The 16401-nt window shown below is 53.3% G+C and carries 19 protein-coding genes and 1 pseudogene; 6 read left to right on the top strand and 14 right to left on the bottom strand.

Annotated elements, in window-relative coordinates:
- Window positions 1-89: 89 nt before the first annotated feature.
- On the bottom strand, window positions 90-446 hold the full coding sequence (locus tag NYE48_RS10275) for a winged helix-turn-helix transcriptional regulator (protein ID WP_445323960.1): 357 nt from the start codon (window positions 444-446) through the stop codon (window positions 90-92).
- A gap of 164 nt (window positions 447-610) precedes the next feature.
- On the opposite strand from NYE48_RS10275, the gene NYE48_RS10270 reads away from it, so the two are divergent.
- Window positions 611-1201 carry an NAD(P)H oxidoreductase gene (locus NYE48_RS10270; protein ID WP_212952579.1) on the top strand — a complete coding sequence of 197 codons (591 nt, stop codon included), beginning with the start codon at window positions 611-613 and terminating at the stop codon, window positions 1199-1201.
- A 295-nt stretch (window positions 1202-1496) separates the two neighbouring features.
- On the opposite strand, the gene NYE48_RS10265 is transcribed toward NYE48_RS10270, so the two are convergent.
- The 12 genes and pseudogenes from NYE48_RS10265 to NYE48_RS10215 form a co-directional block, all read right to left on the bottom strand.
- The gene (locus tag NYE48_RS10265; protein ID WP_340998391.1) at window positions 1497-2087 is read right to left on the bottom strand and encodes a hypothetical protein; all 591 of its coding nucleotides are present in this window, start codon (window positions 2085-2087) and stop codon (window positions 1497-1499) included.
- Between the two features lie 99 nt (window positions 2088-2186).
- A complete protein-coding gene (locus NYE48_RS10260) occupies window positions 2187-2492 on the bottom strand; it encodes a VOC family protein (RefSeq protein WP_246537252.1) in 306 nt (101 codons plus the stop codon).
- 17 nt (window positions 2493-2509) lie between these two features.
- Window positions 2510-3025 carry a GrpB family protein gene (locus NYE48_RS10255; protein WP_036707175.1) on the bottom strand — a complete coding sequence of 172 codons (516 nt, stop codon included), beginning with the start codon at window positions 3023-3025 and terminating at the stop codon, window positions 2510-2512.
- A 39-nt stretch (window positions 3026-3064) separates the two neighbouring features.
- Complete coding sequence (locus tag NYE48_RS10250) at window positions 3065-3661, bottom strand: class I SAM-dependent methyltransferase (RefSeq protein ID WP_212952573.1); 597 nt, start codon at window positions 3659-3661, stop codon at window positions 3065-3067.
- The gene (locus tag NYE48_RS10245) at window positions 3658-4200 is read right to left on the bottom strand and encodes an HAD-IIIA family hydrolase (protein ID WP_340998387.1); all 543 of its coding nucleotides are present in this window, start codon (window positions 4198-4200) and stop codon (window positions 3658-3660) included. The genes NYE48_RS10250 and NYE48_RS10245 overlap by 4 nt, the downstream gene beginning before the upstream one ends.
- A gap of 15 nt (window positions 4201-4215) precedes the next feature.
- Window positions 4216-4359 (bottom strand): hypothetical protein, encoded by a 144-nt coding sequence (locus NYE48_RS10240; protein WP_197069913.1) that lies wholly within the window; start codon window positions 4357-4359, stop codon window positions 4216-4218.
- Window positions 4360-4513: 154 nt separating this feature from the next.
- Window positions 4514-4624 (bottom strand): annotated as a pseudogene (locus tag NYE48_RS10235) (HAD family hydrolase); the annotation flags it as partial.
- A 418-nt stretch (window positions 4625-5042) separates the two neighbouring features.
- On the bottom strand, window positions 5043-5357 hold the full coding sequence (locus tag NYE48_RS10230; RefSeq protein WP_340998385.1) for a DMT family transporter: 315 nt from the start codon (window positions 5355-5357) through the stop codon (window positions 5043-5045).
- Window positions 5357-6058, bottom strand: a complete 702-nt coding sequence (locus tag NYE48_RS10225; RefSeq protein WP_340998382.1) for a DMT family transporter — start codon at window positions 6056-6058, stop codon at window positions 5357-5359. The genes NYE48_RS10230 and NYE48_RS10225 overlap by 1 nt, the downstream gene beginning before the upstream one ends.
- Complete coding sequence (locus NYE48_RS10220) at window positions 6055-6525, bottom strand: hypothetical protein (protein WP_036707167.1); 471 nt, start codon at window positions 6523-6525, stop codon at window positions 6055-6057. The genes NYE48_RS10225 and NYE48_RS10220 overlap by 4 nt, the downstream gene beginning before the upstream one ends.
- Window positions 6456-6713 (bottom strand): MerR family DNA-binding transcriptional regulator, encoded by a 258-nt coding sequence (locus tag NYE48_RS28210; RefSeq protein ID WP_197069912.1) that lies wholly within the window; start codon window positions 6711-6713, stop codon window positions 6456-6458. Before NYE48_RS28210 ends, NYE48_RS10220 begins: the two co-directional genes overlap by 70 nt.
- Before the next feature lie 144 nt (window positions 6714-6857).
- Window positions 6858-7688, bottom strand: coding sequence for a helix-turn-helix domain-containing protein (locus tag NYE48_RS10215; RefSeq protein ID WP_212952569.1), 831 nt, complete (start codon window positions 7686-7688; stop codon window positions 6858-6860).
- Between the two features lie 133 nt (window positions 7689-7821).
- Here NYE48_RS10215 and NYE48_RS10210 point away from each other — a divergent pair, with 133 nt between their 5' ends.
- The 5 genes from NYE48_RS10210 (at window position 7822) to NYE48_RS10190 (ending at window position 14308) form a co-directional block, all read left to right on the top strand.
- Window positions 7822-9105, top strand: coding sequence for a Gfo/Idh/MocA family oxidoreductase (locus NYE48_RS10210; RefSeq protein ID WP_036707165.1), 1284 nt, complete (start codon window positions 7822-7824; stop codon window positions 9103-9105).
- Window positions 9106-9268: 163 nt separating this feature from the next.
- Entirely contained in the window at window positions 9269-10867 is a 1599-nt protein-coding gene (locus NYE48_RS10205) for a spore germination protein (RefSeq protein WP_212952567.1), read from the top strand.
- A 30-nt stretch (window positions 10868-10897) separates the two neighbouring features.
- Window positions 10898-12127, top strand: coding sequence for a Ger(x)C family spore germination protein (locus tag NYE48_RS10200; protein WP_340998380.1), 1230 nt, complete (start codon window positions 10898-10900; stop codon window positions 12125-12127).
- A 13-nt stretch (window positions 12128-12140) separates the two neighbouring features.
- Complete coding sequence (locus tag NYE48_RS10195; protein ID WP_340998379.1) at window positions 12141-13250, top strand: GerAB/ArcD/ProY family transporter; 1110 nt, start codon at window positions 12141-12143, stop codon at window positions 13248-13250.
- Between the two features lie 167 nt (window positions 13251-13417).
- Window positions 13418-14308 (top strand): AraC family transcriptional regulator, encoded by an 891-nt coding sequence (locus NYE48_RS10190; protein ID WP_340998377.1) that lies wholly within the window; start codon window positions 13418-13420, stop codon window positions 14306-14308.
- Window positions 14309-14418: 110 nt separating this feature from the next.
- On the opposite strand, the gene NYE48_RS10185 is transcribed toward NYE48_RS10190, so the two are convergent.
- Window positions 14419-16392, bottom strand: coding sequence for a glycoside hydrolase family 127 protein (locus tag NYE48_RS10185; protein ID WP_340998375.1), 1974 nt, complete (start codon window positions 16390-16392; stop codon window positions 14419-14421).
- Between the last annotated feature and the right edge of the window lie 9 nt (window positions 16393-16401).

The raw sequence follows: 16401 nt of genomic DNA, 5'->3' as shown, positions 1-16401 counted from the left end.
TCCCTAAAAAACGAGCGCGAGCCTTCATAGGCCAACGCTCGTTTTTTAGATGCGCCCGGAACGCTGAATCTGCTGGCATGATCTTCCCCTCATTCCGAACAGGCACACCTCCAATCACGCAGATTCATATACTTCTCGCCCCACTCATCCAATTGATCCAATATCGATTTCAGCGACTTTCCCAGCTCGCTCAGCTCGTAGACGACTTTCGGCGGAACCTGATTGTAAGACGTTCTCGTGACGATGCCGTCTTCCTCCAGCTCCTTGAGCTGCTGGATCAGCATTTTTTGCGTAATTTCGGGAATCGCCTTTTTTAATTCGCTCGTTCTTTTCGGTCCGTCCCCGCAGTTCAAATGGCATAAAATCAACAGCTTCCATTTTTCCCCGATCACCTGAAGCGTCGCCTCTGCGGGAATATTAAACGTCCGTGCGGTCTGCATTTCCATGGGATGCCCCCCCTCCTGTCGATTCAGATGAACGATTACTTTCCGGTGAGTATATCACTTTAAAGTGTCTATATCACCAAAAAGTAAGTACTTCCCATTTATCACAGCATACCTGATAATTTTACCGTACTCTTATGAAATTTGAGAGAGGGAAGGTGACATCGATGAAAATTTTGACGGTTGTATCGCATCCGCGGGTGAACTCCTTAACCTTTTCCGTGACAGAGAGATTTACCCAGGGACTTGCCGACGCCGGGCACGAAACCGAGGTGCTGGATCTGCATCGCAGCGGCTTTAATCCCGTGTTGTGGGAAGCCGACGAGCCGGATTGGTTTTCGGATCACAAGGTCTATTCGCCTGAGGTGGAAGCGGAGATGGCACGAATGAAACGGCACGATGCGCTCGCCTTTATTTTCCCAATATGGTGGTACGGCCTGCCGGCCATGCTGAAAGGATATATCGACCGGGTATGGAACAACGGGTATGCTTACGGCGCAAGTCACCTGCATCATCAACAAGTCCTGTGGCTTGGTCTGGCGGGAGCCCCGAAAGAGCACTTCGAGAAGAGGCAGTACGATACGTTGCTCTCCCAGCTTCTAAACGTCGGCATCGCCGATTACTGCGGAATCTCGAACAGCCGGGTTGAGATCCTATACGATACGCTCGATTCCAGGCCGGAAGTTTTCGATAACCTGCTGACGCGAGCTTACCATTTGGGACGGCATTACGGCAACGTTTCAGAGGCTGTGAATTAATCGGGGGGCGCTGCGGCAATCCGGGTCCGGCTCGAATGCACAATCTTTGCTCAGCCGCTCGGACAGCTGGCGCCTGACTCTCCAGCGGTGGTTTTTCAGGTTATGGCGAAGAATCGGGCAATGGTTTGAAAAAGCATCGTTCAGCCCTATTTTCGACCAACAAATCCGAAAAAAAGCCGTACGGATGACCATCCATACGGCTAAAACCGGTGTTATTCGATTTTCCACTTCCCGATTACTACCCAATCTCCTCAGCGATTTCCTTGATAAAAGCTGGCTTACGCCATTCATGCTCTCAGTCGGTCTCGCCAAGGCGTGCTTTCACCGACCGCTCCAGTACGTCAATGACCTCGTCAAATCGCAGCATTTCCAACGCCTCGTCTTTGGTTTCATCCTTCAGCGCAAAATCGGACCGCAAGTCCCCGATCAGCTCCGGAAGATACGTATAGTCGATCTCGTCGATGCGGACGGCTTCCGTTTCAAGCGGCTTCCAAACCAATGCATAATGATCGATAAGCCTTCCGTTCAGCCGCCGAAAATCCCTGTAATATTGCTCCTGGGCTTTTTTCTTTTCCGGCTGGGGCAGCCATTTGATTTTTTTGTAATAAATCTCTTTCACCCAAATGTCGTCCGAGATCAAATGATAGTAATAACCGAGAAAAAAGGGATCTTTCATGTGGTGCTCGTATTTTTGGCAAAAACCGCGGTAATCGCAGGCAAATTCCGAATCCGTCTGGAGAATGATGAAATGGGATTCCTTTTTCGGCGCATTCATGTATTTATGGACGTCGGGCGCGATGCCGCCCAGCAAAAATTGATCGTCATCGATGCCCAGTTCCCGGGCCAGCAGCGTGGAGATGCAGTAGTGCATCACTCTCGATCCCATAAACGTATCCCCCCATTCCGGTTAGTCGTTCGGCTGAATGACGCCCCACATGTTTCCGCTTGGATCGATAAATTTAAGCACCCATCCGAAGCCTTCATTTTAATAAAACGCAATTTCGACGCCGAGTTCGTGCAGATGGTCGTGCAAAAGGTGAATCTGGTCCGTGTTATACAGCAAAACCGGCATCGTTTGGCCGTTCACCGAAAAATTCGCATCACTGTCGTCCATTGTCTCCCATAACATGAGCATCGGCCCTTCTTGGAGCGTTAGAAACGCATGGCGATGTTCCTCGGAAACGCTCAGCACTTGAAAGCCGAGATGGGAGACGTACCATTGGTCGGCTTCGGATACATGTTTGACCGGAATTTGCATATGTTCCAATGTTTTGAGGACGGATTTGCCCATACCGAACACCTCGCTGGTTATGATTTTTCCGCGCGTGCACACGCGATGATTTTACGGATCAGCGTACCCTTCGCTTCGGTATATTTCGCCCGGTCGTGCGGGTGCTGCTCCGCGAGTTCCTGTTTCAATCGAAAATATTCCTTTAGAGCCTCCGGATGGCGGATCAAATAATCGCGAAACAAGAGCTGGGTGTTCCAATGTTCGCCCCCGTGCCGATAGATATGCAAATGATGGGTCCCCGCCCGCCACTCGCCCCGGCGGAAAAACCTTCTTTCCGGAAAATGCGGATGATCGACAAAATGGTATCCGATCCTCTCCATTCTGTCATGGTGCACAGGAGTGATTTCGTCCAAAGCAGAAACGCCGGCCATGATGTCGATGATCGGCTTCGCCCCGAGGCCGGGGACGGCCGTGCTGCCGATATGTTCGATCCCGAGCACGATACCGTCCAGCGCCTCGGCGATTTTCATTTTTTCCTGCTCAAATTCCAAAGCCCATTGCGGGTTATATTCGCTTATAATCACTTGTTCCATCTGTCTGCTCCATTCTGCCTTTACTGCATGCAAGATTCTCTATTTGGCTTTCCGTATTTTCATGATAAAAAATCGGATGTTCGAAAAACGATCGTACGTTTCCACCTTCTCCGTCTCCATGTGCCATTGGGGAAGCAAGTCCAGCAGGTTGTCTTTGCGGTCATCCTGATCAAAATCCATATACATTAAAGCGCCGCCGGGTTTCAATATTTCGCCGATTTTCTCGAATGTTCCGCCGATAACTCCGATTTCGTTCAAGGCGGAGCCAATCATCGTCACCAGGTCAAATTCCCCTGCCGGCAAATCGCAGGTTACAAAATCGCCGCAAACGACCGTCGAAGGATTCGGATGCCCCTCCCGCGCCTGCCTGTAACCAAACAGCCCGCAAATGTCCGGATCGATGTCAACGCTTGTCAGCTTGCCGAACCCATGTAACCGGTAACCCAAATAGTCATCCCATTCTCCCACGCCAACGCCGATGTTGCAGGCTTTGATTCCCTCAAACGCTTCAAAATGCCTTGCAAAAAAGTCGCGCGTCTCCAGCTCAAGATACAGGCTTTGGGCGGACAAATTCCATTGGTAGGCTTCCGGCTCCCTCATGTTCAAATAATATTGCAAAAGATTCGCGTCGTTCATCGCGCCCGTTCACGCCCTACGATCCATTGAACGGCCTCCAAAATATCCGCGGCCACAAAATCCGGCTCCGTTTCCTTCCAGCGGTGGCGAAAAGCGCCCAATGAGCCTTCGCCCCAGCCTGTTTTCACCAAAATCTTTCGAGCTCCCACTTGATGCGCGGCCAGCAAATCCGTGTCCCCCACGTCCCCGATGACGACGCATCTCGTTAAATCCAGGCCATGCTCTGCCGAGGCGCGATGCAGCATCCCCGGTTTCGGTTTCCTGCATTCGCATTCTTCCGGCATCCCGTGCGGGCATATATAAGCCCCGTCAAACCCGTAAGCTTTAAACTGGTTTTCAAATTGCCAGATTGTCGCCTCTCCCCGGGAAATCCGGTGCTGATTCGTAAAAGCAAACACCTTGATGCGGTTTGATTTCAATAGATCAATCGCCGTTTGGGCATTCGGATATAGCGTAAAATCGTCCGGGTGAACGAAATGGCCCGTCCCGCCGATCGTTCCGTCGCGGTCGATAAACGCCGCTTCGATTTTGCTTCCCATAGATTGCGCGGCCTCCTAACCCTTTTTCAATTCTTTTAGCGTTTGGTTGATCTGATCCAACGATTGTTGCATCTGTTCCATTCGTCGAAGTCCGGAATACTGGTTTCCGATCACTCCGGCGAAAGCGACAATCAACACGATGACAAGCAATAAGATCACCGAAGATCTCCCCTTTCCTCTCATAAAAAACGGAATAAACGACGAAACCCGGCCTTGAATCTCGGATGTCGAAGGTCGGGTTCTCGGTTTGTATGCGTTTTTCTTTTATGTAAATTTTCACTTACTGTTTGTTATACCATCGGATGCACAATCAATGATTTCCGACGAAAACCGCCTCATGGGGTTTGACTCCCAAACGCTGCAATGCCCTCTGGAATATTTCGGCATCGGGCTTCCGAATCCCTTCCGATTCGGAGATCAAAATTTCCCGGCAATTAGCGTTTGATAGAATTTATCTTTCCACACATACCCTTTGGGTCGAGCGCCTTGAATCTCTCAATAAAATACGTTTTAATTGGCGGTAGCCCATATCCGATTATGCATTTGAAATACGATGAAAATCACACGCAACCTTGCAAGGCTGTCCGGGACATCGGCAGCCCCCGAATTCTTGGACGCAACAAAAAAAGGGCTCCGCTGTGCGAAACCCCGTTTCATCTTATTTCACCTTGCTTATGCCGTTCCAGTACTCCTCAGCAAGCCGGTATGCCGTAAAGAGTCCTTTTCCTTCAGCTTTTTGACGACCTCTCCCGAATATACGCGCAGTTTTTTGCTTTACAAGATCCAATTTACTGCATGCCCCCGAGCGATATGCACTCATTTTCCGGCCGCATCGGCAGCTGCTAAACCGTCAGCCTCAGCCCGATGATCGTTCCGACAATGCCCGCGATGGCAACCAGGCGAAGGATTGAGGCGCGTTCTTTGAAAAAAAGTATCCCGACAATCGCCGTGCCAAACGTTCCGGTCCCGGTCCAGACGGAATACGCGACGCCGAGCGGGACGGATTGCAAAGCAAAGGACAACAAGCCGAGACTTGCCCCAAATGCACCGAGCATCAGCAGGTTGTTCATCCAGGTGTCCCGGACGGACGTCCGCTTTAACATGATAAACCCGATGACGTCCAAACAGCCCGCGGCGAATAAAGCAAGCCAAACCATCAGTCGCGCTCCCTCCTGCCGTTTTCTATTTTCAGAAGGCAAATGAAGCATATGAGCAATGCGATCAATCCCAACCGGACGGGATGCGATTCGCGCTCGAATATCAGCATATCCAACGTTACGGTTCCCGCTGCCCCGATTCCGGCGAAAACTGCGGCAACGATGCTGAGGGGCAGCTGTTTGGCCGCCTTGGTCAAGCAGTAAAAGCAAAAATAAACGATCAGGAGCAGCGGACCGCCCAGCCAATTCTGCTTTAACAAAAATGCCCAGGCGATCTCCAGCGAACCGCCCAATAACAACCATATCCACGGGTTTAAGCTTCGGCCCGGAGCAGTTGCAGCCGATTTCGGGGATATGGCATCGGGAAAAGAACGCCCTGAAGGCAAAACGAAAACGTCGGCATTCGGGGATCGTTCCGCCTTCGCTTGACGATGTTGGGACGAACGGGCAGACAAGCGGCCGTTTTTTCCGCTCATGCCATAACATGCATCGATGATGAGGATCAGGGTCCATAATCCGTTGACGTAAATTCCTGTCGGTTCATGATAAACCCCCATTTCCCCGCGCCTTGCGGCATCTTTGAGCCATAACAACCATGGCGGGCTGGATCGTTCCGACTGCAGGACGAAATAAAACAAAACATGCGCCGAAACAAACAATGCCATATGGATCATGAAGTTTTTCGGCAAGTTCCGCCTCATCTTGCATCATCCTTTCGGTTCCGCAGATAATGCCCGATCATTTCCCCGACATAAACCAACAGCTCCCGATCATGGCCGTAAACGACCGACCGTTCGCCTTCTTCCGGTATCAAGCCCTCCCAATATTTATCGATCAGTCGGGCGTCGCCTTGAAAATAATCCAGTGCCATCCCGTATAACGCTTCGGCCAGCTGCTGCGCTGCGGGAGAGTCGGGAGGTTCATGCATGTTTTGCCGGATGGCGCTCATGAGCTGGATATACGGCTCCATTCTTGGATCCGGGCTTCCCATGACCGGCAGTTGGCCAAGAATTTCCTGCTCCTGCTCCGAGTATGAGGACTCGGGAAAAACCGGCTGAACGACGCCATCCTTAAGCTCCCTGCTTTGCAGCTCCCGAATCAGGGCATGGATTTCCGACGCTTCGATGCGGCCGCTGATCCGGATCGCGTGAATGGAGGCCTGCAGCATATACCGTTTCCACTCCAGCAGTTCTTTTTCCCGGTCGACCCATTCGATCTGTTCCTGAAGCGATTGGATCCAGCTTTATATTGATTGTTCCCCACTTTTGCGGGAGGCAGCTGGCCGATTTCGTTGTAATAATGAAACGTGCGCCTGCTGATATTCGCGATTTTGACGAATTGGCCGATACTGTACATTTCCATCACCTCCCATTCATCATAAACGCCGTCACGTCTACGTGAAGGTCCAGGTTTAATTACATCTCTCTGTGATCAGGTTTTCTCGTTTGGACCGATGCGGAAATACCGTAAAAACCCGCCGTTCACGCGAACCAAGCCAGGTTAAAGATCCTTGACGTTTGCTGGCAAAGCCTGCTGAAGCTTGCGGTATCGCAAGGGCGAACAGCCGTTCATTTTCCTGAACAGCTTATGGAAATTCGCGACCGTCCCGATGCCGGTTTGTTCCGCCACCTCGATCATTTTGAGATTCGTCTCCCGGAGCAGCCGCTGCGCCTCCCGGATGCGCACCAGCTGGACATATTCGGCGAAACCGAATCCCGTGCACCGCTTGAATTTGCGGCTCAGGTAATACGGACTCACGAAAAACCGCTCCGCCACATCTTTCAGATGCAGCTCCTCCCGGTAATGGGTGCCGACGTATTCGGCGACCTCCGACATCGTTTGGTGCAGGGCGGACGGCTGCGCCTCCGGCTCCCCCCGCTCCGCTTGCGCGCGGAACACGTGCACCAGCAGCTGCTTCAGAAGCGATTCCAGCATGACGTCCCGCCCCGGCGAGCATCCCTTCGCTTCGGCGACCAATTCCCGCACGAGCGCCTCCCCCTTGTACTGCTCCTGCGGAGGAAAGGTGACGACCCCGCTCCGTCCGGTCAACCCGAGTCCTTCAAGCAGCCCCGCGGCGAAATTGATGACGACCCGTTCATGCTTCGGCGACCCGGCATCGATCGTCCGGTGAAGCTCCTCCTTTTCGATAAAGACGAAGCTTCCCCGTTTTACCCGGTAGGTCCGGTTCCGAATGAAATAATCCCGCTCCCCGCTAAACAAATAATAAAGCTCATACCCTCGATGCATGTGCTGGCTTGTCATGCTGTAAAAACCGGTTCGCTCCACATGATCGATCTGAATCGTTCCGGCCGAGTTATGGAAAATGTTCATACCGCCCCTCCAATAGTGCAAAAATTGCGACTTTTCAAGCGAATTGAGCAATATTTATAGACGATTATACTCTATTTGCTGCGTTACAGTAGAAGAAAAGAACCTATCCTTAGTTCTAAAAAGGAGGCTTCCCATGAAAAAAAAGTACGCCCTCATCGGCACCGGCGGCCGGGCGGTTTTCTTCTACGGCGCACTGGCCAAAGACTTCCGCGAGACGTCCCGCCTCGTCGCCTTCTGCGACACGAACCAAACGCGGATGAACTACGCCAACAGGCTGCTGCGCGAGCGGTTTAACCACCCTGAGGTTCCAACCTATAAAGCCCACGAATTCGAGCAAATGATTCTCCGCGAGCAGCCGGACACGGTCATCGTGACGACGATCGACCGAACGCATCATGCGTACATCATAAAAGCGATGGAGCTCGGCTGCGACGTCATTTCGGAAAAACCGATGACCGTGGACCAAGAGAAATGCCAGGACATTTTGGACGCGGTCAAACGGACCGGCAAGCAGCTTCGCGTCACGTTCAACTACCGTTACGCCCCGCACAACACCAAAATCCGCGAACTCATCATGAACGGCGCCATCGGGGACGTGCATTCCGTTCATTTCGAATGGCTGCTTAATACGGAGCACGGCGCGGATTATTTTCGCCGCTGGCATCGCGACAAACGCAACAGCGGCGGCTTGCTCGTGCACAAATCGACCCATCACTTCGATCTGGTCAACTTCTGGCTCGGCACCCGGCCGCAGACGGTGTACGCGCAGGGTTCCTTAATGTTCTACGGCAAGGAAAACGCGGAAAAACGCGGCGTGACCGAATTCTACAGCCGGGCCCGCGGCAGCGACATCGCAAAAAACGACCCGTTTGCGCTCGACCTGGAGAAAAGCCCGGAGCTCCAAGGATTATATGCGGACGCGGAGCATGAAGACGGCTACTACCGGGACCAAAGCGTGTTTGGCGACGGCATCAGCATCGAAGATACGATGGGCGTCTTGGTCCGCTACAAAAACAAAGCGATCATGACCTATTCGCTGAACTGCTACATGCCATGGGAAGGATTCCAGGTCAACCTCAATGGCTCCAAAGGCCGCATCGAAATGAAAGTCGTGGAGAAATCGTACGTCAATTCCGGCGGCAAAAAGGAAGACGAGGGGGCGCTGCAGACGAAAAGCATCAAGGTGATCCCGATGTTCGGGGAAGCGTACGAGGCCGAAATCGTCGAAGGCGCGGGCGGCCACGGCGGCGGCGACCCGGTCATGCTGAACGACATTTTCGGCGTTCCGGCCGAAGATCCGTATAAGCGAGCGGCGTCGCACATCGACGGGGCGATGTCGATCCTGACCGGGATTGCGGGCAACCGGTCGATGAGCACCGGACTTCCGGTGAACGTCGACGACCTCGTGAAGTTTTGACACAAACGAATGACGATCCAAATAAAATACGTTAATGGACATACCTCCTAGGACGATTTCTAGGGGGTTTTTTATATGCGCCCGTCCTTGCCCAAAGTTTAAATGCAGGCAAAAAGGAAATCATGGAATCAAGCGATCAAATCCCGAGGGTGAGGATGCACACATGAGGCCTTTTACAAAAAATAAACAATCCGGGAACCCGCAGCCCGAAGCCTGTACTCAACGTTCAACCGAAAGCCAGGCGGCCGAAACGAAACTTACCGGAAATCTGGACGACGATTTGCGGATCATCAAGGAGCGCACGGGCGGAAGCTCCGATTTGATCATTCGCCTGATTGACAGCATGTTCGGCAAAGAACTCCGCATTGCGGTGATTTATATCGAAGGGCTCGTCAATGAACAGGTCATGAACAGCTCCGTCATGCCGTCGCTCACGGCAAAAGACTTTATCGATCCCCATCATTTGGCGGCACCGTCCGAGGTGCTCGGCATGATCAAAAACCGGTTCCTCTCGATCAGCAACGTGAAGGATGTTCACAGTTTGGACGAGGTGCTATCGGCCGTACTGGCGGGCAATACGGCCATATTGGTCAGCGGGGCTACTCTCGGCATCTCGGCGAGCACCGCCGGCGGCGAACAGCGCGGGGTCAACGAACCGCAGTCCGAAACGGTCATTCGGGGGCCCAGGGAAGGCTTTACGGAAAATCTTCGGACCAATACCGCGCTCATCCGCCGCAAAATCAGAAATCCCGACTTGTGGATCGAGAGCCGCAAAATCGGCCGGATCTCGCAAACCGAAGTAGCCGTCATGTATTTGCGCGGCATTGCCAACGACAAAGTGGTGCAGGAAATTTTGCAGCGCTTGGACCGCATCGATACGGACAGCATCCTGGAGAGCGGCTATATCGAGGAATTTATTCAGGACGAAGCTTTCTCCCCGTTTCCGACGATGACGAACACGGAACGTCCGGACGCGATCGCGGGGGCGCTTTTGGAAGGGAAGGTCGCCATTTTGGTCGATGGGAGCCCCTTCGTTTTGCTGGCTCCCGTAACGATCTTCAAGCTGTTTCAATCCAGCGAAGACTATTACCAGAAATTCGATATCGCCACTTTTTTGCGCTTGCTGCGCGTCATCTCTTTTGTGGTCTCCATGCTGCTTCCCTCGCTTTATATTGCGATTACGACTTTTCATCAGCAGATCCTGCCGACCACTTTGCTTGTCAGCCTGGCTGCGCAGCGCGAAGGGGTTCCTTTTCCTGCGTTCGTCGAAGCGCTGGCCATGGAAATCACGTTTGACGTTTTGCGGGAAGCCGGGGTTCGCATGCCCCGGGCCATCGGCTCAGCGATATCGATCGTCGGGGCCTTGGTGTTGGGCCAGGCGGCCGTTCAGGCCGGATTGGTGTCTGCCGCGATGGTGATCATCGTCGCCTTTACGGCGATCGCAGGTTTTGTCGCGCCTTCCGTAAGCATTTCGAACTCGGCCAGAATCCTGCGTTTCGGCTTCATGATTTTGGCCGGGACCCTGGGGCTGTTCGGCATTATGGCCGGCCTGATCGCCCTGCTGATCCATCTGTGCGGGCTGCGCTCCTTCGGCATCCCGTACCTTTTGCCCTTGGCGCCTTTTATTCCCGCCGACCAAAAGGACGCTTTTGTCCGCGTTCCATGGTGGGCGATGCTGCGGCGGCCAACCCTGATCGGAAAGAAAAACCCGAAGCGGGAAAAAAAGTTTCAAAAACCTTCGCCGCCCAAAAACAAAAACTAACGCCGACAGAAAAAAGAGGTGTAAAGAAGCATGAACCGCTGGCCCTTCCTGATCCTGCTGCTGCTCATCGTCCCTTTGTTCGTCACGGGATGCTGGGACAGCAAGGAATTAAACTCGCTGAGCATCATTTCTGCCACGTCCATCGACCGGGAACGGGATCATTGGGTCGTTACCTTTCAGGTCATCATTCCGCAGGCCATTGCCACGCAAACCGGAGGCGGGGGCGCCGGCAGCCAGTCGCCGACCACCATATTTTCCACCAACGGGAGAACGATCCGGGAAGCGATGCAAAATGCCAGCCTGGAAACGTCGCGGATGCTCTTCTTTGCCCATAACTCCATCCTCATCCTGAGCGAGAAGGTTGCCAGGGAAGAGGGCGTCGGCCAAATCCTCGATTTTTTCCTTCGCCCGTTCGAAAGCCGGGAAACGATGTCGATCCTCCTGACGAAAGGAAAAGCGTCGGATTTGCTCGAAGTGCTGATCCCGCTCGAGAAAATTTCGGGCAACGCGGTCAAACGGGTCATCGACCAAAGCCAAAGGAATTTGTCCCAGGTGCAAAACATCAAGCTGATCGACTTTGCCGCCAGGGTCGCCGACCCGAACGCAAGCGCCATGGTGCCGGAGCTTCAGGTATCGGGCAACCTCAAAGGACAATCGTCCCTGGATGCCTTAAAATCCCCTCGGAACGAAGCGGTCATCAAATTGGGCGAGCTTGGCGTATTCAGGAGAGATAAATTGGTCGGATGGTTAAACGGCGAGGAAAGCAGGGGCGTGGCCTGGCTATCGAATCGCGTCAAAAACCTGATCATCGTATATCCTTGCAGCGCCAAAGGAGGCGAACGGGACTCCTTATCGAGTTTCCGGGTGCTCAAATCGTCAACGAAGCTGTCTTCGGAGATTCAGGGCGGCAAAGTCACGATGAAGGTACAGATCAACGCGAGGGGGGTCCTCGACGAGACCGGCTGCAAAATGGACCTAAGCAATCCGCGGGTCATCGCCGAACAGCAGCGGATCATCGCCAAGGAAATCAACGGCGAGGTCGTCTCCACCTGGAACCGTCTCCGGACGATCGAAACCGATGCGCCCGGATTTCTGGACGTCATTCATCGGGAGCATCCGGACGAATGGAAAAAGCTCGCCCAATCCAAGCACCCGCTCGATGAGATCACGATTCGTCCCCAAATTCGCGTGAACATTGAGCATACGGATATGATCAACAAACCGTATTCAACCTTGCTTGAACAAAATAAGAGACCTTGAGGGGGTGCAATCCGTGGAAAAAATCGATAAATATCAGCTGATTTCGATGACCATCTTGTTTATGATCGGCAGTACTCCTTTGTACGAATTGGGGATCGGCGTCAAGCAGGACGCGTGGATCGTCATGGTGGCCGGGTTGCTGGCCGGATTGCTGCTGCTGGCCTTGTATTTGTACATCCAGCGCAATCATGCCGGCATGGATTTTTTCCAAATTTTGAATACCCATCTCGGAAAGCTTGTCGGAACGGTTTTATCGGTCTGCTACGTCGTTTATTTCGCTTACGAATCGATGCGCAACACGAGGGAGTTCGGAGACATCATCAACATTTCCTTTCTCCCCAACACGCCGCTGTCTTTGCTCATGCTCGTGATGGTATTGCTGTCCGGCTATGCGATTTCAAAAGGGGTCGAAGTCTTTTTTCGCGTCGCCGAATTTATGTTTCCGTTTACGATCTTTGGATATGCCGCGCTGTTCTGTTTGATCATCGGCTCGAACATCATCCACCTGGACCGTCTCCTGCCGGTCATGGAACACGGACTGCTCCCGATCCTGGAACAGGCGATTCCGGAAGTCATCAGTTTTCCGTTCGGCCAGATCGTCGTCTTTTTGATGTTTTGGAGCCATTTGAACGAAAAACGGAAAATGGTCCGGGTATCCGTTTATTCGTATCTGTTCGTCGGGGTCCTCCTGCTGCTGTTTAACGTTCTGAACCTGGCGATTCTGGATCCCTCGATTACGTCCATTACGACGTTTCCGTTATTGCGGTCCGTCCGTCTGATCCAAATCGCCAATTTTCTCGAACGGCTCGACCCCGTGATCATTCTCCTCATTTACATCGGCATTTTCGTAAAAATGACGGCGTTTTATTTGGGGGCCGTGCTGGGCCTCGCCCATCTCGTCCGGATCAGCCGCTTCAAGCTGACGGTCGTCGTCGGGGCCGCGATCTACGGCATGAGCTTTTTGGCCCCGAATTTTATTTATCACGTTTGGATCGGCTTTGCCCAAAACTTGAAATACCATTTCCCCGTCTTTCAAATTTGTATCCCCGCGCTGCTTGCGGCGATCATCTTCTGCAAGTCATGGAACGATAAAAAAAAGAAACGGGCGAAACAACCGTCATAAGCCGGTATTCCGCCCTTTCCCTTTTCCCCTCAACCGAATGCCTGCCATGCTTCCGAAAAAGCTTTCCTCTTCCTTTCCGTCTTCGCCCATTATAATATAATGGAAAAGATGTGAAGCGAGCGTTTACATCCCATGCATACCTTGTAACCACGATAGAAGGAGCCCATATGGAAACGCCAATCTTTCACTTTATTTCCCCGCCGATCCCATACTTTATCGATTGCGGCAAAGCCCAGTTCAACGCCGGGGAAAAACATATCAGCCGCAGCGGCATCGGCGTCTTTGATCTCATCGTCGGCATGAAGGGAGCCCTGTCCGTCGGGGAAGACGGAAACGAATGGGTGGTGCGGAAAGGGGACATTCTCGTATTAAGGCCGGACGGCCGCCACTACGGACTTGCCCCGTGCACCGAAGAGACGGTAATTACGTGGATTCACTTTCAAACCTTCGGCAGCTGGCAGGAAGGAAGCTGCATGGACGACTGTCTGGCCGGACAATCCGGACTCATTGAAAATCATAAGAAAAACGCCTACCTGAACCATTGCGACGTGAACTCCATTTTTATCCCGAAGTATTCCAAAATATCGGAGAAAGCGCTGGAGGACATCGAGCAGTTTTTCCAGCTGGACCAGGAACCCAAGTCTTTGCGCAACTGGAAGCGCCAATCCACCTTTCAATTGCTGCTGCAGCATCTGGACCGGGACCTGACGTCGCTCTCCGATGCGACCGCGATCCAAATCGCCGACAAGATCGAGTGGTACATCCGCCAGCATTACAAAGAACAAGTCAGCAATTCGTCCTTGCGCAAAGCCTTTAATTACCATCCCAACTACCTGGCCAAAAACATGCTGAAGGTGTACGGCATGACGCCGATGGAGTATTTGCAGCACTACCGGATCGAGCAAGCGAAAAAGCTGCTGCTTCAGACTTCCTGGACGGTTGCGAAAATCGCTGAAGAGACCGGTTATCAGTCGGTTTCGTATTTTTCGGCGAACTTTGCCCGCAGGGAAGGGATCTCCCCTTCCGAATTCAGGCGAAAATTCATTACGCATGGTTGACCCTTGCATTGAGGGCTGCCATCCCGATTCAGGTTACTGTGCGGTGCCCGGATAAACGATGAAAAAAGCGGCATGGCCGGCTGCTTCGCCTGCCATACCGCTTCCATCCGTTATTGTTCCCTCACCCACACCCTCATTTCGCCCTCGCCGCGGTTGGCCCACGCATAATACGGAATGAATTTGGCCTTGACGGGACGATAATCCGGCAATTCCCGTTCGCTGTAAAGCGCTCCGTCCCAAGTCTCTTCGTTCAAGCGAAGGGCATCGGCTTCAATTGCGACCATGCCGCCAAGCAGCTCTTCTTCCAGCAGGCTGAGACCGGCCTCTTTCGGAAGCACCAGCTGATGCAAATGTTTCCCGTTATCCGCCTCTTCCAGGCAGTACACCAAAGGTCCCCGCTGGATGGCGACCCTGCCTGCATTCGCTTGGACCGCAGGGTGGCTGTGAACCCTCATGACCGGCATTTCCAAAGACAACGCGATGACGTCCGAAGGCCTCCACTCGCGCTTGATGACGGCGTATCCGTTGACGACTTCAAGGCTGTCCGCCGGAATCGCCTGACCGTTCAGGCGAACCGATGCATTTCCGCCGCACCAGTGCGGAATACGGAGCGCCACCGCGAAGTGCTGCGTTTTTTCCGGAGTCACTTCGATTTTGATGTCGCCTTGCCAAGGATACCGGGTCTCTTGCTTCAGCATGACGTTTGTGCCGTTCACCTTTAGTTTGGCTTCGCCCCCGATATATAAATGGTGATAAATCGTATCGCCCTGCACCGAATAAATGTAACTGCCTAACGAAGAGAGCAGGCGGGCGATATTCGGCGGACAGCAGGCGCAGCCGAACCATTCCTGGCGGACGGGCTTCACGTGGTCGTAATTTTTGTTTTTGCCGCCGCAGGATTTCGGGTTCACTTCAAGCGGATTGACGTAGAAAAACTGTTTTCCGTCCCGCGACATCCCCGCGATCACCGTGTTGTAAAGCGCCCGTTCCATGACGTCGGCAAACTGCGCGTCTTGCTTGATCTGCAGCATGCGGCGAGCGACAAAGATCAGGCCGATCGAAGCACAGGTTTCGGCATAAACGGTATCGTTCGGCAAGTCGTAGTCGTAGGAAAACGCTTCGCCGTGTACCATCGATCCGATGCCCCCGGTAACGTACATTTGCCGGGATACGATGTTGTCCCACAGCCGCAGGCATGCGTCCAGCATCTCTTGGTCGTTTTTCCTTGCGGCCACGTCGGCCATGCCGGCGAGCATATAAACAAGCCGCACGGCATGCCCGACCGCACGGTCCTGCTCGCGGACGGGGAGATGGCTTTGGTTGTATTCCAGGTCCGTCGCCATGTTCAGCCCCGGAAAATGCGTTCGTCCCCCGCGTTCATGCAGCTGCTGTGCGAAAAAGCTCGGCTTTTGCCCGCGTTCATTCAGAAAATAGGCGCTTAAGTCCAAATATCGTTCATTTCCGGTCGCTTCGTAAAGCTTGACGAGCGCCAGCTCGATCTCCTGGTGGCCGTCATAACCGCGCAGCTTGCCCGGCTCCGTCCCGAACACGCTGTCGATATAATCCGCGAACCGGATCACGACGTCCAGCAGCTTCCGTTTTCCCGTGGCCCGGTAATACGCCACGCCGGCTTCGATCAGGTGTCCCGCGCAATACAGCTCGTGGCATTCGGCGAGATTGGTCCATCTGGCCCCCGGCTCTTTCAGCGTAAAATAAGTATTCACGTACCCGTCTTCCTGCTGCGCGAGCGCGATGATGTCGATCATGCCGTCCGCAAGCTGCTCCAACTCCGGATCCGGCCTTGTTTCCAGCAAGTATGCAGCGGCTTCCAGCCATTTGGCCACATCGCTGTCCTGGAAAACCATGCCGTAGAATTCGCCTTCCATGAGACCGGCCGCGATTTTGAAGTTGGCGACTGCCCCGCTCGGTTCGGCGCTGTTCACCCGGTCGTTCAGCGCTTTCCATTGGTAGGGCACGACCACGTTCCGGACCAAATCGATGTAATAGCTCCAAAACGGATCTTCGATTTTGTAATTGGATAGACGCGCATTCCGCGCCGTTTCCGTCGTTTCGGACTGATGCATAAGAAGTTC

The organism is Paenibacillus sp. FSL M7-1455 (genome assembly GCF_038004655.1).
In the GTDB taxonomy this organism is placed as follows: domain Bacteria; phylum Bacillota; class Bacilli; order Paenibacillales; family Paenibacillaceae; genus Paenibacillus_AQ; species Paenibacillus_AQ cookii.
The sequence above is the reverse complement of the archived record's forward strand: the minus strand, read 5'-3'. Positions and strand labels throughout refer to the sequence as shown.